General features: G+C 37.1%; 18 protein-coding genes and 1 other annotated feature. Of the genes, 11 read left to right on the top strand and 7 right to left on the bottom strand.

The window, feature by feature from the left end; translation table 11 throughout:
- Window positions 1-149 precede the first annotated feature (149 nt).
- From FFM62_RS01250 to FFM62_RS01240, 3 genes are read left to right on the top strand one after another with little or no spacing between them, the layout of a single operon-like run.
- On the top strand, window positions 150-524 hold the full coding sequence (locus FFM62_RS01250) for an MORN repeat-containing protein (protein ID WP_075269543.1): 375 nt from the start codon (window positions 150-152) through the stop codon (window positions 522-524).
- Entirely contained in the window at window positions 514-2,361 is a 1,848-nt protein-coding gene (locus FFM62_RS01245) for an acyltransferase family protein (protein ID WP_115470514.1), read from the top strand. Before FFM62_RS01250 ends, FFM62_RS01245 begins: the two co-directional genes overlap by 11 nt.
- A gap of 21 nt (window positions 2,362-2,382) precedes the next feature.
- A complete protein-coding gene (locus FFM62_RS01240) occupies window positions 2,383-3,225 on the top strand; it encodes a metallophosphoesterase family protein (protein ID WP_075269545.1) in 843 nt (280 codons plus the stop codon).
- A 55-nt stretch (window positions 3,226-3,280) separates the two neighbouring features.
- Here FFM62_RS01240 and FFM62_RS01235 read toward each other — a convergent pair whose 3' ends face one another.
- The gene (locus tag FFM62_RS01235) at window positions 3,281-3,706 is read right to left on the bottom strand and encodes an Hsp20/alpha crystallin family protein (RefSeq protein ID WP_115470515.1); all 426 of its coding nucleotides are present in this window, start codon (window positions 3,704-3,706) and stop codon (window positions 3,281-3,283) included.
- Window positions 3,707-3,904: 198 nt separating this feature from the next.
- On the opposite strand from FFM62_RS01235, the gene FFM62_RS01230 reads away from it, so the two are divergent.
- Window positions 3,905-5,239: a threonine/serine exporter family protein gene (locus tag FFM62_RS01230; protein ID WP_115470516.1), complete on the top strand. Its 1,335-nt coding sequence runs from the start codon at window positions 3,905-3,907 to the stop codon at window positions 5,237-5,239.
- Window positions 5,240-5,267: 28 nt separating this feature from the next.
- Window positions 5,268-6,125, top strand: coding sequence for a class I SAM-dependent methyltransferase (locus FFM62_RS01225; RefSeq protein ID WP_115470517.1), 858 nt, complete (start codon window positions 5,268-5,270; stop codon window positions 6,123-6,125).
- Window positions 6,126-6,190: 65 nt separating this feature from the next.
- On the opposite strand, the gene FFM62_RS01220 is transcribed toward FFM62_RS01225, so the two are convergent.
- Window positions 6,191-7,039: a hypothetical protein gene (locus tag FFM62_RS01220; protein WP_075269549.1), complete on the bottom strand. Its 849-nt coding sequence runs from the start codon at window positions 7,037-7,039 to the stop codon at window positions 6,191-6,193.
- A gap of 158 nt (window positions 7,040-7,197) precedes the next feature.
- Between FFM62_RS01220 and FFM62_RS01215 the strand changes: the two genes are divergently transcribed.
- Window positions 7,198-7,743: a TetR/AcrR family transcriptional regulator gene (locus FFM62_RS01215; protein WP_075269550.1), complete on the top strand. Its 546-nt coding sequence runs from the start codon at window positions 7,198-7,200 to the stop codon at window positions 7,741-7,743.
- Between the two features lie 57 nt (window positions 7,744-7,800).
- On the opposite strand, the gene FFM62_RS01210 is transcribed toward FFM62_RS01215, so the two are convergent.
- Together FFM62_RS01210 and FFM62_RS01205 are read right to left on the bottom strand one after the other, a co-directional pair.
- On the bottom strand, window positions 7,801-8,157 hold the full coding sequence (locus tag FFM62_RS01210) for a DoxX family protein (RefSeq protein ID WP_075269551.1): 357 nt from the start codon (window positions 8,155-8,157) through the stop codon (window positions 7,801-7,803).
- Window positions 8,158-8,178: 21 nt separating this feature from the next.
- On the bottom strand, window positions 8,179-9,255 hold the full coding sequence (locus tag FFM62_RS01205; RefSeq protein WP_115470518.1) for a carotenoid 1,2-hydratase family protein: 1,077 nt from the start codon (window positions 9,253-9,255) through the stop codon (window positions 8,179-8,181).
- Between the two features lie 115 nt (window positions 9,256-9,370).
- Between FFM62_RS01205 and FFM62_RS01200 the strand changes: the two genes are divergently transcribed.
- The gene (locus tag FFM62_RS01200; RefSeq protein WP_115470519.1) at window positions 9,371-9,892 is read left to right on the top strand and encodes a TetR/AcrR family transcriptional regulator; all 522 of its coding nucleotides are present in this window, start codon (window positions 9,371-9,373) and stop codon (window positions 9,890-9,892) included.
- 75 nt (window positions 9,893-9,967) lie between these two features.
- Here the strand turns inward: FFM62_RS01200 and FFM62_RS01195 are convergent, their stop codons facing one another.
- A complete protein-coding gene (locus FFM62_RS01195; RefSeq protein ID WP_115470520.1) occupies window positions 9,968-11,926 on the bottom strand; it encodes an alpha/beta hydrolase in 1,959 nt (652 codons plus the stop codon).
- 339 nt (window positions 11,927-12,265) lie between these two features.
- Here FFM62_RS01195 and FFM62_RS01190 point away from each other — a divergent pair, with 339 nt between their 5' ends.
- The gene (locus tag FFM62_RS01190) at window positions 12,266-12,937 is read left to right on the top strand and encodes a 2,3-bisphosphoglycerate-dependent phosphoglycerate mutase (protein WP_075269554.1); all 672 of its coding nucleotides are present in this window, start codon (window positions 12,266-12,268) and stop codon (window positions 12,935-12,937) included.
- A 31-nt stretch (window positions 12,938-12,968) separates the two neighbouring features.
- Window positions 12,969-13,256, top strand: coding sequence for a hypothetical protein (locus tag FFM62_RS01185; RefSeq protein ID WP_115470521.1), 288 nt, complete (start codon window positions 12,969-12,971; stop codon window positions 13,254-13,256).
- Window positions 13,257-13,312: 56 nt separating this feature from the next.
- Here FFM62_RS01185 and FFM62_RS01180 read toward each other — a convergent pair whose 3' ends face one another.
- Window positions 13,313-14,176: a DUF975 family protein gene (locus FFM62_RS01180; protein WP_115470522.1), complete on the bottom strand. Its 864-nt coding sequence runs from the start codon at window positions 14,174-14,176 to the stop codon at window positions 13,313-13,315.
- A gap of 172 nt (window positions 14,177-14,348) precedes the next feature.
- Window positions 14,349-14,597: a binding site (T-box leader), on the top strand.
- A gap of 48 nt (window positions 14,598-14,645) precedes the next feature.
- Here FFM62_RS01180 and FFM62_RS01175 point away from each other — a divergent pair.
- Complete coding sequence (locus FFM62_RS01175) at window positions 14,646-15,473, top strand: MetQ/NlpA family ABC transporter substrate-binding protein (protein ID WP_115470523.1); 828 nt, start codon at window positions 14,646-14,648, stop codon at window positions 15,471-15,473.
- 1 nt (window position 15,474) lies between these two features.
- On the opposite strand, the gene yaaA is transcribed toward FFM62_RS01175, so the two are convergent.
- Window positions 15,475-16,215 carry a peroxide stress protein YaaA gene (yaaA, locus tag FFM62_RS01170; RefSeq protein ID WP_115470524.1) on the bottom strand — a complete coding sequence of 247 codons (741 nt, stop codon included), beginning with the start codon at window positions 16,213-16,215 and terminating at the stop codon, window positions 15,475-15,477.
- A gap of 202 nt (window positions 16,216-16,417) precedes the next feature.
- On the opposite strand from yaaA, the gene FFM62_RS01165 reads away from it, so the two are divergent.
- A complete protein-coding gene (locus FFM62_RS01165) occupies window positions 16,418-17,434 on the top strand; it encodes a LacI family DNA-binding transcriptional regulator (protein WP_115470525.1) in 1,017 nt (338 codons plus the stop codon).
- Window positions 17,435-17,446 lie beyond the last annotated feature (12 nt).

Raw genomic sequence — 17,446 nt, 5'->3', positions numbered from 1 at the left:
TAATAAGGCAGACTAGCTCCAACTGGTCTGCCTTTTGTTTGTTATTTTTTAAATAAGTTATAGGTAATTTGAAAGCGCTATGCAAGTAGCGTGATGTATTCTATTATTAATATAAACTAATGATGGGGTTGAAAAATTGAGGAGTATTTATGAAACTAAAAAACATCATACAAGGGTTAGTTATCGTTGTGTTGTTAATTGCGGCGGTATATAGTTTGCTTCCTGATAAGCCAAAACACAATCAGCGCTTATCAATTGATGATGGCGGTATTATTTATCAGGGCAGTATGTTTAAACAAAAATTTAACGGGCAGGGAACCGTTAAATTTAAAAATGACGATACCTACGTGGGTCATTTTACTAATGGGCAATTTAATGGGCAAGGTAGATTTATTTCTCATAATCATTGGGAATTTAAGGGCCAGTTTAAAAAGAATTTACCGCATGGGCAAGGCGTTTTAAAAATGAACAAGCAAAGTTATCAAGCAACCTTCAAAAAGGGGGAATTGATCAATGCGCATTAAATGGTTTAGTTTTGTCCGTATTGCCGGTTTGTTAGCAGTATTGTCTTATCACTTCTTTTCGAACGCTTATTCAGGTGGCTTCATTGGTGTTGATATATTCTTTACTTTTTCAGGATTTTTGATTACGGCTTTGATGATTGATGAGTTTGCCAAATCACGTCAGTTCAAATTAATAAAGTTTTACCAACGCCGATTTAATCGCATCGTGCCTCCATTATTGTTATCAATTTTGGTGGTGATACCATTTACATATTTTGTGAGTCCGGATTATATTACTGGTTTAGGTAAACAGGTGGCAGCAGCTATCGGATTTACGACAAATTATTTTGAAATTGCAACTGGTGGTAGCTACGAAAGTAAGTTTATTCCTCATCTATTTGTGCATACTTGGTCTTTAGCGGTTGAAATGCATTTTTATATTTTATGGGGATTAGTAGTTGCGCTGATTGCTAAAAGGCTTCGTCATTCGCAGTTGAGCCAAGGTGAAGCACTGAAGACTTTTCGGGTTCGGTTATCAATGTTGTCGATGATTGTCATTATTATTAGTGTTAGCGTCATGGGGTTGCGGAGCTTCGGTCTAACGGATTACTCGGCCGTCTATTTTTCAAGTTTGACGCATTGTTTTCCCTTTTTTGTTGGTGCACTTACTGCGACATTGACTGGAATTCAATCAATACCACGACGGTTCATGAAACAGTTGAAGCACGCAAAACCATTGACAACAGTCATTGAAATATCGGGAGCATTCATTATTTTGGGTGTACTGGGATACGTGATGACATTTGATAGCCACTTCACTTATTTAGGTGGTCTATTATTGGCAAGTGTTATATCTGCTTTTGCAATTGTCAAAGCACGTACGTTACACCAAGTCACACCAAATATCGATGAGCCTAAGTGGGCGACGTTTATTGCTGATATCAGTTATAGTATGTATTTGTACCATTGGCCGTTATTTGTTATTTTTTCACAAATGACCAGTGTATTTTGGGCAGTTATCTTGACTGTTGCGATTGGAGTGCCTTGCTCAGCAATTTCGTATTATATTATTAAGCCAATTTTGGCTGGTAAGCATCCCCATGCTATCAAAAAAGTGAACACACTACCTAAAGTGAAATCGTTGATGTTATTAGTCACCATTGTTTTATTAGGTGTTACCGGGTATACCATCTATCAAGCGCCAAACTTAACGAGTCTGGAACAACGTTTGTGGACGGGGAGCCTTTATCAAGCACGAGATAATTTGAATACAACGAAAGATGTTGTTGCGGCATCTATTAAGCAACAAAAATTAGCTAAAGAAAATAAAAAAGCGGCCACAATTCCTAAAGGCGTCTCTGTTATTGGCGATAGCGTCACATTAGGTACCCGTGATTATCTACAAAAAAATGTTGCGGATAGCACGGTCGATGCTGCTGGCGAACGTACGATGGATTTGGCCTATCAAGTGATGATGCGAGCACAATCTAATAAAATCTTGCGGCAAAATGTTGTTATCTGTATTGGCACAAATGCCTTAGCGGGTAGTCAAGAACAATTAAATAAATTGGTTCATGACTTAGCGCCTGGTCATCGCTTGATCATTGTAACACCATATGATCGTCGTGCAGATGATACTTGGAATTCTTCAAAATTAGCAGATTTTGAACGGTCGTTACCTCAAAAATATGATTATGTGACGGTTGCTGATTGGCAAAAGAAGGCGCAAAAACATCCAGAGGTCTTTGAAGGTACTGATGGAATCCATTTTGCAGGTAGACATGCCGGTGATGTTATCTTTGCAGAAACTATTAACGAAGGATTACAAACGGCCGTCAATGGACCAGTAAAGAAATAATGTTTGAAAGGGTCGTAAAAAATGACAAAAAGAATTGCTTTATTATCGGATATTCATGGCAATCAGACCGCGTTAAAAGCAGTGATTGCAGATTTATCTAAGCAAGCTATTGACGACTGCTGGTTTTTAGGTGATCTTGTCATGCCTGGACCGGCAACTAATGAAGTGTTTGAGCTATTAGAAAACATTAATACGTCTGTTTATATTAGGGGGAACTGGGATGATTGCTTTTTAGATGTCCAGCAGAAAAAAGTGGGGGTCCATTTTGATGATCCATCGGACGTTTATATTGGATTACTTGGCCAATATGTGGCTGAACATTTGAAAGTTGACTACCAAAACAAACTAAAATCATTGCCGATTCATACAACCAAAGAGGTTAATGGCTTGTCAATCAACCTGTCACATAATTTGAATACGCTTAATTCAGGACCAGCATTATTAGCAGATGCAGCTACGAGTCATTTTGATGAGTTATTTTTAAACCAGACAACTGATATTGCGGTATATGGGCATGTCCATCATCAAATGTTACGTTATAGTAGCCAAGACCAAATGGTTATTAACCCAGGGTCTGTCGGACAACCATTTTTTAAATATGGACGTTTGAATGCTGATCGACGAGCACAATACGCAATTTTGGAAATTGATGATGCTGGTTTGGCAGAAGTGACTTTCCGCAAAGTGGGTTATGATTTGACCCAAGAATTAGATTATGCGAAAGAATCAGTTTTACCATATTTGAATTTGTATCAAGAAATATTATTTGATGGGGTAGCGCATACTCATGATGATGAGTTATTAGGAAAAATAAACCAACAATATGGTTATGTGGAGTTATTGCAACAGTTAATTAATAAGTAGTAAAAAAGCAAGCGCACAACTTTGTGCGCTTGCTTTTTAGTTTTAAACTGATTGACTAGTCAATCGTAATCTGTTGCTTGTCGCTGTTTTCTGACTTTGATAATGTAATTTTTAACACACCATCATCAACTTGTGCCTTGATTTTATCTAGCGCAACCTCAGGTAAATAATAACTCCGTTGTACACGACCTTCCGTACGTTCGTGGGTTATGATATTGCCTTTGTCGTCTTTTTCAGTATTAGAAGAGTGTCTTGTAGCGGTAACCGTTAACGTATCACCTTGATAGCTTAAATTAATATCTTTCTTATTAATTCCAGGAACATCTACTGATACTTCATAATGATCATCTAAATCTACAACATCACTCTTCAACTGCTGACTCTCAGCACTAAATGCAGGCATTAGATGATTAAAATCATTAAAGAAGTGATCCCAATCATGAAACATACCATTAAAACGATCTGATAATTCGTTTGCCATAATAACTTCCTCCTAAACTGTGTGATTTAGAGATTGATAAATTTATCACTATCTCTACTTTTATTGTAGGAGTGACATTTTTAGATTGCAAATAATTACACTTTGAGACAGCTAGTTAAGAAATATCAGTCATGCAGAAAAGCTATGTTACAATAAAAAGTATTGAAAATTGATGTACAACGAAGAAGGTTTTTAAAAATGGTAGAAAAAGATGGTGGACTAATGGCTAATCATATGCAAATTCCTTGGAAGGAACTTGCTGATAAAGAAGCCAATCAGTTAGTCATTAATGCATCGCTGAAAGAAAAGACCATTATTGTTGGTCGAGTAGGATTAATCATGCTGTCTTGTGGAACGGGAGCTTGGCGTGTCCGTGAAGCAATGAACACAATGGCACGGATTTTAAAAATATATTGTTCAGCAGATATTGGCTTGATTTCCATTTCATATACATGTTTTGATGGCGTGAATAGTTACACGGAGTCGTTATCATTAAAATCTAGTGGCGTAAATACCGATAAGCTGACTAATATGCAACAGTTTGTGACCATGTTTCAAAACGAAGGGGCTTTCCTGAAAATAAAAGATGTTCATCGACTGCTGGATCAAATTAATGCCAAAAAAGGTAATTATACACCAGTCTTGCTGGGGTTAGCTGCGGCATTGGCCTGTTGTTCCTTCGTGTTCTTACTAGGTGGTGGTCCTGTAGAAATGTTGTGTAGCTTTTTCGGTGCCGGATTAGGTAATTATACGCGAGCCAAAATGAACGGTAAGCATTTAACTTTGTTTGCCGGTTTAGCTGCGGGTGTTGCAGTGGCTTGTTTAACGTACTTGATCTTTTCACGAGGACTTGAGTTACTTTTCAACATCAATGTGGGTCATGAAGCTGGTTATATTGGGGCAATGTTATTTGCGATTCCAGGATTTCCTTTTATTACTAGTGGGTTAGATTTAGCTAAGTCAGATATGCGGTCGGGTATTGAGCGATTGGTACATGCCGTATCTATCATTGTTATTGCAACACTAGTCGGCTGGTTAGTGGCGTTAGCTAGTGATTTAAAGCCAGACAGTTTTTTACCATTAGGACTAGGTCCATGGTTGATTTGCCTATTTAGAATTCCAGCGAGTTTTTGTGGGGTATTTGGTTTCTCGATTATGTTTAACAGTCCAGTTAAGATGGCTGCAACGGCCGGCTTGATTGGAGCGGTTGCTAACACCCTTCGTCTTGAATTAGTTGACTTAACATCACTTCCTGCGGCAGCAGCGGCTTTCATTGGTGCATTAACTGCGGGTATCTTAGCATCATTATTCCATAAACGAATGGGATATCCCCGTATTTCATTGACCGTACCGGCTATTGTGATTATGGTGCCTGGGTTATACATGTACCGGGCGATGTATTATATTGGTGTGGGAAGTATTGCCAATGGTGCTCAATGGTTCGTTTCGGCTATGATGATTGTTTTGTGCCTGCCACTTGGATTAATTGTGGCTCGCATGATAATGGATCCTGATTGGCGGCATGCCAAATAACTAAGTCATCAATAAATGGGGGGAGCTTATGACAAAACAAAATGATATTAGTGATAATTTAGCAAGTTGGGAAGATCGCGCAAATGTTCACGCAAATGGGGGTTATGGTGACTTAGATGAGTTTGTTAATGATTCATCGGCCATTACTGGTACAGTTAAGCGTGATTTAGATGTGCTACAGCCATTTTTACCACAGCAGTCGCTGACAGGGCAACGATTATTGCACCTACAATGCCATATTGGTAATGATACGATTAGTTGGTGGCGACTAGGCGCACAAGCGGTTTATGGGCTTGACTTTTCACCACGTTCATTAGAATATGCACGTCGGTTAACGAAACAGGCAGGCGCTGCTGTTACCTATGTTGAAAGGGATGCACGTTTCGCATCCACTGCTTTACCAGATAAATTAGGACAATTTGATGTCGTGATAACTAGTGCAGGCACGATTACATGGTTACCTGATTTAAAAGATTGGGCAGAATCAATTGCTGATTTATTAGCGCCCAACGGAATCTTTATGATTCGCGATAACCATCCATTATTATTTGCCCTTGATAATGAGGGGATGACCATAAAGAACGATTATTTTAGTGGTACTGAGTCTTCATATGATGCCGATACTTCATATACAGTTGTGACGGATAGTTCTGAAAAACAAACCTTAACTCATCAACGTAATCATAATTGGGCACATGATTTTCAAGAAATTATTTCAGCATTACGGGAAGCTGGTTTAGTAATTGAATCATTGGGGGAACATCGAGAAACAGATTGGCAAGCACTACTAATGCTTACTTTTGATCGTGATAAAGAAGGATGGGTATTGCCAGCAGGCTATCCACAAATTCCATTAACATTTTCGATAGTTGCTCGAAAAAATTAAGTTGTCATAAAGAAAAAACAGTGTCGAACGTATGATCGTTCGGCACTGTTTTGTGTTACAACTAATTAATTCTTCTTTGCCATGTGATGGATGGCTGTTTCCAACGCTCTTCTTTGAATAAATGATGGATGTTGTTGGGCAGCAATGTGTAGCCCATTGTTAAATTCAACCATCAAGTGCCACTTATGACCATCGGCGATATCTTTAGGAGCACCTTCCGGCAGCAAAACACCTAATTTGATTTTCATACCGTCTTCTGTACCTGTTAGTTGGTGCATTCCCAACATCTTAGTATCCAAGCCAGTGTTCTTTAAGAATGTGTTTCCAGCCATGACGATATCAGCATTTTCTTTAGGTTTTACTGAAAAATCAGGTTCAATCTTGCCGGGCTTTAAGTCAAGATATGAAGGATCCTTATACATACCAAATGTTTCGATAATGACTTGCTTACCAGACTTGTCAGCATCAAAATAGTAATGTTCTGGGTGAATCATTGAAGGCATGTATAGATTGTTTTCTTTGGCTAATTTCTGATTAAACATCATGAATTGTACTAAGGTAATACCATGTACTTCAACGTCAACGTAGGCTTCTTGCATGTTGACACCTTCACGTGAATTATTAGCAATTTCAGTCCACATGTCATCACCACGCACGATTTCAGGTTTAAATAATTCCAAAGTCTTTTCTTTACCAATATCTTCACGAGTTTGTGCTAAAGCTTCTTTTGCTTCAGACAAAGGTAGTCTTAACAAATCCTCGTAGGGGATGACTGTATTATCTTTTTTAATATCAATATTCTTGTCATTGAATATTTTAAAAACATGATGGTACCGACTTAACTCCATATCAAGAATTTCTTCTTCACTAACAGGTTGTCCATCAACAGAAAAGTTAACTGTGTAGTTATCCATAATTATCATGCTCCTTTGTGTTGTTGTGCGATTACTTATTATTTTGTTTATTAATTTATAAGTAAAGTATATAAATTAAGACGATTAATTAACACGTCAACATTTTAAATAGTGTATAATAAAACAACAGTTGTAGAATAAAAGTGGGGGGATTGTATATGGATTTAAGATTTTTAAGAACTGAAACAATGATAAAGGAAAAATTCATCGAACAATTGTTGGTGATGCCATTTCATGATATGACAGTAACTAAGTTGGCTAAGATAAGTATGATTGATCGAACGACATTTTATACACACTATTCAAGTACATTTGAATTAGCTTCTGCACTAATCGCAGATTACTTAGCACCATTTAAGAGTGCTTTTGAACAAGGGGAAAAGCAAAGGCATTTACAAAGTAGTTTTGATAGTTATAGCTTCTTCTCCGATGAGTTGGTTGATTATTTATTAGACAATAAACAAACCATTCAGTTATTACGAGAAATTTCTTTAGGGAAAATGAGTTTTGATCCGCAACTTCGACAATTATTTGTTGATATTTATTCAAAGATATTTAACCGTAAACAGTCTGATTTTGTGATTTATTTAGTGGTCAGTTTAGCGATGAGTAATGTTGACTTTATTTTGAATGAAGGGCGGTTACCAAAACGTGAAGAGCTGCAGGATGGCATTGATTTAATGTCGGCAGCTATTAATAAATAAAACTCTCAAAGAATTTTTTCTTTGAGAGTTTTTTATATAATATATAGTTAGTAGTAATTAGACGGCATAAACGGCAATTGCTAACAATAATAGGAATACAACCGTTACAAAGGTTGCATTTTGGTATTCTTTAAACTTTAAATGTGTAAAGAAGGCTCCTAGCATAATGATCATCAAGCCAATAGCTGCCCACATCGTTAATACGGGTAGAATACTTGTTGCTTTAGGCAAAATTAGTCCTAAAGCCCCTAACATTTCTGCCGTTCCGATGAACATAATGAGACCTTTTGATTCGAGATGGTCCATTTTTTTCAATTCGGCTTCCTTTTTATTGTATTGAAAAGTCTTAGAATAGCCGGAACTTAAGAACAGTAACGCTAGTAAAATTTGTAAAATCCAAAGTACGATTACCATGGGGATGTATCTCCTTATAAATTATTCATCAATTGTTTTACCGAAGTACATTAATTCCCAGATACCATCGGGATTAACAGCCTCATCAACAATTTTATTGTCTGCATATTTTGTTACCTTGATGGTACCAGTAAAACGTAAATAAGCGCCATCAAAGCCGCTTAACTTGGCTAATAGTTTTTTAATACCGGTCATTTCATCAATCATTTTGAAACCAGAGATAATGTTGTCCATGTTATAAGTCACAACATAGGTATTTTTTTCGCCTTTAACAGTATACTTCAAGTTTTTTTGCACGGGCTTTTTAGTATGCTCATCAATGAAAACATCAGAATCTTCAACGACCATATTACTTTCATCACCACTAATGATTTCACCATGGTCAGCAATCATCATAACGGGGAGTTTGCTATAACCATATGCTTTTTCTGCGGTTGTTTCTGTTGAAATAACTTTATAATCACCAACATCCGCACGACCCCAATACCAATGATGCATCATCTTTATCATCAGTTCATCACCCCAGTTGTGGTCGTGATAGCCTTTACCAGTTATGTCGCTTGTTTGACCATTTGTAGTTAGTGTACCAGTAACGTCAGCGGCAGGGACGGCAGGTAACCAACTAAATTGTTTATCACCAAATAAATTGGCACCAGCAGCAGGACGCCATGAAGAAAGGATGTTTTTAATGGTTAAATCAGCTACGAAACCGTTCTTTTCAAAGTGTAAAGTATATGTTTTTAAATCACCAGTTAGGTAATTTTTGCCGGTATGGACATCGCAATAATCAGTACGCGCAGAAAACTCTTGTGCGGTGACATCTTCACGATAACTTGTTGTTTTGCCATCAGTATCAGTTACTTCAAACGATACCCAAGGTTTTAATTCGGTACTTAAATTAAAAGGATCTTTCGTCATAAAGGTGGCAACAACATTACGACCATCTGTTAAGTTAGCGTCAAAATACCACCATTCGAAGTTCTTTTCATCAGCTTTTGTACGCATACCATCTTCTCTAGGAAGAATCGTATTTGGTGTCACATTAAAGCGAGTGTAATCTTCGGGTTTATTTGCTGCACGAGCAATCATCTTTGCCATAAATACTCTCCTTATCAATATCTCTTATTATATGATATCCTTAGAGTAAACGCAGGCTTTACATGTGTCAACTTTTACGTGTTAAGTTTGTCAGAAAACAGAAAGTGTCAAGTTTATGTACGAAGGAAATAACTCAACTGCCCTGCAATCAAAGCAGATGATTGTCAGTGCCATGTTTGAATTACTGCAAGAAGAGAGTTATCAGAATATATCAGTTAAAAAGTTAGCTGACCGCGCAGGATTATCACGACAGACTTTTTATGCGAATTTTGCCAATCGTGAAGAAGTGATTCGTAGTGAATTGAATCGTATCTTTATTGATTATAAGCAAGCAATTGATAAATCCGATAATTCGTCGTCGCAATTGATCTACTTATTTTTTAAATTCTATAAAATGCATGAACAAGAAATTGATGTGTTACTCGCTAACCACCTGGAACCATTATTGACTGAAGTCGCTCGTGAATGCATGAATAGTTTACAAATTTCAGGTGAGAACAATAGTCAATATGTCTATGGTTTTGTTGCCGGTGGATTAACGCAAATTTTGTCTGATTGGAATAAGCAAAATAAAGATTTACCGATTGAAAAGTTGGCAGACCTAACAGTAAGTTTGTTAGATACGTCTACTAGTTAAATAGCATAAAACGTCCCGCTGGTTATTAGAATTTAACCAGCGGGACGTTTTATTCAATAAATAGTCATTAAAAATCTACTTACCCCATAAGTAATCAGTTAATTTATCGTTAACAACAGGGTTGTTGATGTGTAGGCGACTATGTTGACCACCTTCACCAGTAACCTCAAATTCTTGATATGAGCGGGCACGATCTGATACTAAATAGCGTAGTGCTCTTGTAGACTGAACTGTTACTAAGCCATCGGAACTAGTCCCATCTTTTAAGTCACCATAAATATTAAGTACTTGGGTATTGATGGGGAAGTTATTTTTGCGTGCAAGTAAGGTGTTATATTCTTCGTGAATAATTTTAGGACGGCCATTCTTATCTAATGAATTTTCATGAGGGGTATCATCCCAAAGACCTGCTAAAGCACCATTTTTGGGTTGATTGGCATGTCCTTTGTCTAAAATACCATTATAAGGACCGGCTAAGACGACCATTTTATTCAGTCTGGGAAGGTTGGGGTCAGCGCCCCAGTGCATCCCGTAGTACACCCATGCATAAGCTCCCATTGAATGGCCAACGGCATTAAAATCTTTGATATTGTACTTATCCTTCAAATAACTAACGATGCGACGTAAACCTTGAGCATAGCGTATTTCACCAACACGGTTATTATCAAACTGTACCAAAATGACCGGATTATCATTGTTACCAGTTAAGCGTCCTTGCACTTGCAATTTATTATCACGTGTCACATGAATGATCATTTCTTCAGTGACAATATTCTGTTCAGTCCCAACCTTAATGAATGATTGTTCAGCAGTTAAATTACTTGACCAACCATGCATAAAAATAGTGGGGGTCGTTGACATAACGTAATTTTTAGACGTTTGTGATTGTTGTTGGTATGAAGAAAATGCCCACACAGCACCAACAGCAGATAAGCCAATTGTCACTGGCAAAGCAATCTTTACGCGTTCTGATTTCTTTTCTTCTGCAAGTTGTTGCCTTCTATGATAGAAGTTAGTATTTTTGAATTTGCGGAGCAACCAGGCTAGCAAAATAGGGGCTGCCAAACCAATGATAATTCTAAAATACCAATTATCCGTGAAGACAGTCAACGTCGTTATATCAAAGGCTGCACGATGGTAAAACATGATTATTTCGGTATTTTTTCCAATAAAAGTAGTTGGTGCAAAATTACCAAGATGTTCAAGACCTTCGCAAGCAATAAAAACAACAAGACATAGAATTGGTGGAATCACAAAAGCTTGTAGCGCATTGTGGATGTTAGAAGACTTTAACCAAAGGACAAAGTCAAGATTATCCGTGGCATACAAATAAATTAAACCAATGAAGGTTAGCGTACCAACGAAGGCAAACAGTTGCTTGTGATGCCAGTTGATTTTTGGGAATAGTTTAAACACATAATAGCCAAGCAACATCCAAAAGACTGCTAACAAGGCTATTTGTGCATCCCATGGGAAATCAGCACTACCGAAAAATGTAATATCTTGCAGTGCGACACCAAGAGCGAATGAACCAATGGCAATCGCAAATTGTAGCCAAACTTTTTTAACATAAGATATAAGTAAGGTTGTCATGAAAATTGCGAGCATGTAGGTGGTCATATACCAGAAAACACTGAGGTAATTATCAAGCGTACTACCACCATATATTAAACGTCCAAAATAAGAAAAAGTGTATTCCCAAGACTGCTGTCTAAAGAAGTGACTTAAAATAATTAAAATTGCACCATTTAGAAAGTAGGCAATTAATAGGGGTTTAATACGGTGGCCAAATAAATAAGACCAACCTTTAAAGCCATGGCTGATTTTTTTTAGGAAAAAACCACCGATCATGAAAAATAGTGGCATATGCCACCAATAGATGGCGTTGTAGGTAACATCTAAGCCTTTTCCTGCCACATCATTGATAGCATGACCAGTTACGACAGCGATAATTCCAAAACACTTTGCATAATCAGCCCATAAAACTCTTTTCTTTTTTGTTGTTTTGTTTGTATCAATTGTTTCTGTATTCATAAAAAGTTATTTATCCATCTCCTTAAGGCGACTTTTTTACCTAGCAACTAAAATACCGTACTTTTCCAAAAAAAACATTAAAAAAGACTTACATTAGTATCACAGACTGTCAAAAGTATATTATTTTGAAGAAAAATTGATATATTTAGAACCAAAAGATTTGATAAGAAGAATAATATATTTCTTTAGTGTTACGTTGAAAGATCATTTGTTTTCTATATGATTGGACAAATGCGTCGACGAAATTATGTTACATATTTAACAAACTGGGGTTTACGTTTATAATGGAATCATTATGGTAATGAATGATAATTGCACAATAAATTAAGGAGGCTGCCCATGGTTAAATTAATATTGATGCGTCATGGTGAGAGTACGGCAAATATGCAAAATACTTTTACTGGTTGGACAGACGCAGCACTAACAGATACAGGACGTGCACAAGCTAAAGCAGCTGGCCAATTGCTTAAAAAAGAACATATTGAGATAGATGATGTTCACACGTCATTTTTGAAAAGAACCATTACCACAGCTTATATTGTTTGCGATGAACTGATGATTAATTGGATTCCCATCTTTAAAACATGGCGTTTGAACGAACGACATTATGGGGCATTAGCTGGTTTAGATAAAGATGAAGCACGCCGCCAATTTGGTAAACCACAAGTTGAGCGTTGGCGACGAGGATTTAAAGATTTACCGCCGCAATTATCAGTTAGAGACCACCAGCCCGCCTATGATCGTATTGGTGTTGATGTGCCATTATCGGAAAGTTTAGAGATGACACTGACGAGAGTTCGTGCTTATTGGGATAAAAATGTTGCACCAAGGCTGCAAGCGGGAAACAATGAATTGATTGTTGCCCATGGTAGCAGTTTACGTGTCTTGGTTAAATATCTTGACCAGGTTGCCGATGATGAATTAGATCAAATTGCTGTCCCAAATGCAAAACCAATTATTTATACACTGGATGATCAGTTACAAGTTATTAATAAACAAGTGTTTGACTAAACTGTTAGGTTGTAAGAATAGGGTGACTGGGATGAAATGTATTGAAACGGTTGATGGTAGCGAACTTCATATCCGTGAAGGCGTACTGCATTTGATGGGTAAGCGACGACGTATTGCTAAGGATGTTTGGATTATAGTTGGGGATGAATCTCAAACTAAGGAAGAATATTACGAAACTGATACGCCGAACCGTTTAGGCTTTACGAAGTTTTTGATCATTCCGCGAAATGATCAAAGATCAATTGCCATAATCGAAGAAGTAGGTCTGGATAGAGCAAGTCAGTCAGGTAAGCAACAGTTAATGATTGTTGAACGATAAAGACATAAAAAATGCGAGTGTCATTTATTCATGACACTCGCATTTTTATTTTTCATCTAATTTGAAGGTTGTAATACAACTGGTTGGACCTTGTTTTTATTCTCTTGAATTTCAAGTTCAGCTTGTTGTTTTTGTGCATCATTTAATGTGTCAAAGTAGCCGGCTAGGGTTAATACCATATAAGGTACGGTATAAAAACCAGCTAGACCCAGTGTAACTATTGTCAATAGTACCCACCAGAAGAAACTTAGATGCATAACAAATATCTCCCAGCGGTGTCCAACCATTAACTGACGTGATTTCGCAATTAATTGGAATCCTTTTAGTGACGGTTCATTATAACCGATAAATGGGACTAAGATGTACTTATATAATTTCAGGAGATAAACAATAGCGAATACTACGATTAGAGTAATCCCAACTGTTAATAACCAATAAACAAAACTAGGCACTGGCGTGTAAGTCAAGCTAGAAATAATAATGAGTAAAAACGAAGCTTGCGTGACTAATTGGCCAACAAATACCAATGCGCCCCAACCGATTAGGAATAAGGTTACCATCCAGACACTTAGCCATAATGTTCTTTGCCAATGCTTTGTCAAATAGGTTTTAAACCATGACTGCATTGGCTTAGCTAGTTCAGAATCATCACGTAATTGTTTAAGTGATTGGTATGATTGTACATACTGTGTATAGGCAATAATAAGAATAGCAGCAATTGCCACTACTAGATTGGTAATTGCTACGGCTGTTGATGAACTGTGTTCGTCTGCTACATAAGAGACAAAAAGCTCTAAATAAAAAATTAGAATAATAGGGGCTGTTAAACCAACATTTCCCCATAGATCTCTATGTAAAGTCGTTTTTGCTTTCTGTTTTAATTTTTTTCGAATGGCTTTTCTGTCATATGATTCATCCATTTATTCGTCCTCCTGGATTATTTATAGTACCAGGGTAACATAATTCAATTAATTCGTAATATCACTTCTGTTATTCCAAAATATATGATATTAATAAGTGGTGATAACATTGACTTTAAATGATAAAACGCTAATTTACTTATTGACTTTTAATTTTGTATTAAATATAATAAATGCAACGAAGAAGAGGTAAGTAGTTAAAACTAAATTGTTCAGAGAGTTGCGTTAGGTGGGAAGCAGTCAATATTAGTTAACGAAAATGGCCTTGGAGTTTAAGAATTGGCGAGTTATGTGATTAGCCGTTTCCGGTAGCGCCCGTTATTGCGCTAGAGTATCACCGCATGGATGCGCGTACTCAAATTGAGTGTTCATTTATTTGGACAGAACTCGGGTGGTAACACGATAATTAATCGTCCCGTTGTATTACATCATGTAGTACGACGGGATTTTTTATTTGGAGGAGAAAATTATGAGAAGTGAAATTAAATTTGGACTTGTTTTGGCAACCACTGCATTAGCAACAACGGCTGCCTTACCGGTAGTCAACGCAAATGCTGATGCAAAAAAGGCCGTGACTGTTGGTGTTGTTGGCGACACATCACGTGAACTTTGGGAAGATATTGGACAAAGGGCCCAAAAAAAGTATGGCATTAAAATTAAGTTAAAGGAATTCAATGACTATGTAAAACCTAATCAGGCTTTAGCTGATGGTAGCTTGGATCTGAATGCCTTTCAGACAAAAATTTTCTTTGATGATCAAAACAAGAAATTAGGGAATAAACTAAAATCAATTGGTAAGACCGTCATTGTGCCGATGCGTTTATATTCATTAAAGGCTGACAAAATTAGTGATATTAAGAAGGGGTCGACGATTGTTGTCCCTAACGATGCAACTAATGAGGAGCGTGCCTTAAATGTTCTGGTGCAAGCAAAGCTCATCAAATACAATAAGCATGTTACTGATCCAACAGCTAAGAATATTACATCTAACCCTAAAAACTTGAAAATCAAGGAAGTTGATGCTGGACAAGCCGTCTCAGCCTTGCAGACAGCAGATGCAGGGGTTATTAATGGAAACTTTGCCCATGATGCGAACCTAAAAGACAAGGATATTTTACTGACACAAAATTTGAAGAAAGGTGTCGATCCATATGTTAATTTGATTGCAGCGCGTAAGGATGAGGCTAATAAGAAAGTTTATAAGCAAATTGTTAAACTTTATCAGACAAAAGAAACGAAAAATGATATTAAAAAGTTATTTGGTAACTCACAATATGCTGCTTGGAATTTAAAGTAAGTTATTTACCAATAAAGACTAGTCGTTGTGATTCTGAACGGTCCGCATCAAAAGTGTATGTTTCTGATTGAAATTGTTTAAGTTGTGCGACTGTGGTTAATCTGTTTTCCACGATAAATCGAACCATCTCGCCACGGGCTATTTTAGCTAACGTGGCTTTTGTTTTGAGCTTACCATCTATGAGATGGGCAAAGATAATATCAATGAATTGATCATCATCTTGTAGGTAAGGGGTAATTGTTTTAGCATACTCTTTCGATGCTAGATTGATAATTGGCCCTTGATTACGAACTGCTTGGTATAAACGGTCACCCCAAAATTCATATAAGTTTTTGGTACCAGCAACCTTTAAATGAGCTCCCATCTCTAATCGATAAGGGACAATCCCATCAAAAGGTCGTAGTGCGCCATAGAATTCAGATAGGATCCATAGTGTTTTTTGCAGGTAGTTTAGCGCAGCTTGGCTCAGAACATTTGGTGCCATATATTGATATTGAATGCCTGAATAGCTTAGGATGGCGGGAGTCAAAGGATGCTGCAAATCCATGTTTTGTAAATTCTGATAATTTTCTTGTGTGAGTTTATCGCTAGTTTGCCATAGCTTTTGGGCTTCGTCATAGGTCAGATTTTGTAGCGCTTGGAAAATTTGTTCCGTATAGTTTAAATAAAGTGGTGTCTGAATTGGTAGAAAATTGGCATCATCGGTGACCATCTTCTTTGCGGGTGCAATAATGATTTGCATGGTAAATTACCTCCAGTTAGGAATTATTTTGTAGCATCAGCATTAACAGTTATTTTAGTTTTACTTTATACTTATTATATAAAATAATTTCTATAATCAATGTTTATAAAAAAGGTTTAAAATAAAAGAAATTAATCAGGCTGACAGATAAGGTATGTATAAATTTATCTGTTGCTTTAATCATAACGGATGAGGGAGAAAAATGGCGAGTATTCAAGAAATTGCTAAATTAGCAGGGGTTTCTAAGGCGACCGTGTCGAGAATTTTAAATGAGGATACGTCATTTTCTGTTTCTGAAGCAACTAGAAACCGTGTTTGGCAGATTGCTAATAAACTACAGTATAAATTGTCAGACGTTGCCGTGAGGGATAATTCAGAAAAGCTACACTTAGCATTGGTGAGTGCCGTTTCAGTTGAACAGGAACTGAGCGATTCGTATTTTCAACAAATTAAACTAGGGTTAACGCAACAAGCAAGTTTATGGGGGATGAAGATTGCTAATGAAATCAGATTGCCCACTAGCGCTGATATTCAGTGGGAACGGCTTTCAATATACGGCGCAGTACTTGTTGTGGGCGTTTTAACAGAGGACTTACTGGCCAAAATCTATCATTATAACCAAAATGTTGTGATAATTGATGATTATCGTGATTTTGAAAACTACGATGTTGTGCATAATGATTTCGGCAGACGGACAAAATCGATTCTAGATTTATTATATCAACGTGGCCATCAAGATATTGCCTTTATTGGCGGTAATAAAAAGTTAATGGCGCAAACGGGCTTATCAGAGATTGATGCTGTTGACGAACGACAAAAGGCTTATGTTGAGTGGATGAAAATCAATAATTTGTTAGAACAAGTTAACCAACAGATTACAGGTTGGGATACAGAAGATGCGGTTGCTGCAACAAAGAAGATACTCCTGAGTGGTAAGCAACCAACAGCAATTGTGGCTGGAAATGATCTACAGGCCGTTGGTGTATACCGGGTTATTCAAGAAAAAGGCTACAAAATTCCAGAAGATATTGCGGTTGTCAGTTTTGACGATATTAATATGTCACAGTATTTGTTCCCATCTCTGACGACTGTTCGGCCAAACTCTCGCGAATTAGGCAAAGTGGCCATTAATTTAGTTCGGGATAAGATTGTTGGTGATAGACTGGCAGCAGTACAGGTGACTGTCAATTCAACTTTAGAGATTAGGGAAAGTATTTAGAAAATAATAAAT

It is taken from the genome of Weissella thailandensis (assembly GCF_005405465.1).
Taxonomy (GTDB): domain Bacteria; phylum Bacillota; class Bacilli; order Lactobacillales; family Lactobacillaceae; genus Weissella; species Weissella thailandensis.
Note: the sequence above shows the minus strand (reverse complement) of the source record. Positions and strands in the feature narration are given on the sequence as shown.

Bases quoted from the DNA above. Each gene is read 5' to 3' on its own strand.
- FFM62_RS01235 (WP_115470515.1), bottom strand. From the start codon at position 3,706: ATGGCAAACGAATTATCAGATCGTTTTAATGGTATGTTTCATGATTGG.
- FFM62_RS01245 (WP_115470514.1), top strand. From the start codon at position 514: ATGCGCATTAAATGGTTTAGTTTTGTCCGTATTGCCGGTTTGTTAGCA.
- FFM62_RS01250 (WP_075269543.1), top strand. From the start codon at position 150: ATGAAACTAAAAAACATCATACAAGGGTTAGTTATCGTTGTGTTGTTA.
- FFM62_RS01220 (WP_075269549.1), bottom strand. From the start codon at position 7,039: ATGGATAACTACACAGTTAACTTTTCTGTTGATGGACAACCTGTTAGT.
- FFM62_RS01165 (WP_115470525.1), top strand. From the start codon at position 16,418: ATGGCGAGTATTCAAGAAATTGCTAAATTAGCAGGGGTTTCTAAGGCG.
- FFM62_RS01190 (WP_075269554.1), top strand. From the start codon at position 12,266: ATGGTTAAATTAATATTGATGCGTCATGGTGAGAGTACGGCAAATATG.
- FFM62_RS01210 (WP_075269551.1), bottom strand. From the start codon at position 8,157: ATGGTAATCGTACTTTGGATTTTACAAATTTTACTAGCGTTACTGTTC.
- FFM62_RS01225 (WP_115470517.1), top strand. From the start codon at position 5,268: ATGACAAAACAAAATGATATTAGTGATAATTTAGCAAGTTGGGAAGAT.
- FFM62_RS01185 (WP_115470521.1), top strand. From the start codon at position 12,969: ATGAAATGTATTGAAACGGTTGATGGTAGCGAACTTCATATCCGTGAA.
- yaaA (WP_115470524.1), bottom strand. From the start codon at position 16,215: ATGCAAATCATTATTGCACCCGCAAAGAAGATGGTCACCGATGATGCC.
- FFM62_RS01195 (WP_115470520.1), bottom strand. From the start codon at position 11,926: ATGAATACAGAAACAATTGATACAAACAAAACAACAAAAAAGAAAAGA.
- FFM62_RS01180 (WP_115470522.1), bottom strand. From the start codon at position 14,176: ATGGATGAATCATATGACAGAAAAGCCATTCGAAAAAAATTAAAACAG.
- FFM62_RS01175 (WP_115470523.1), top strand. From the start codon at position 14,646: ATGAGAAGTGAAATTAAATTTGGACTTGTTTTGGCAACCACTGCATTA.
- FFM62_RS01240 (WP_075269545.1), top strand. From the start codon at position 2,383: ATGACAAAAAGAATTGCTTTATTATCGGATATTCATGGCAATCAGACC.
- FFM62_RS01205 (WP_115470518.1), bottom strand. From the start codon at position 9,255: ATGGCAAAGATGATTGCTCGTGCAGCAAATAAACCCGAAGATTACACT.
- FFM62_RS01230 (WP_115470516.1), top strand. From the start codon at position 3,905: ATGGTAGAAAAAGATGGTGGACTAATGGCTAATCATATGCAAATTCCT.
- FFM62_RS01215 (WP_075269550.1), top strand. From the start codon at position 7,198: ATGGATTTAAGATTTTTAAGAACTGAAACAATGATAAAGGAAAAATTC.
- FFM62_RS01200 (WP_115470519.1), top strand. From the start codon at position 9,371: ATGTACGAAGGAAATAACTCAACTGCCCTGCAATCAAAGCAGATGATT.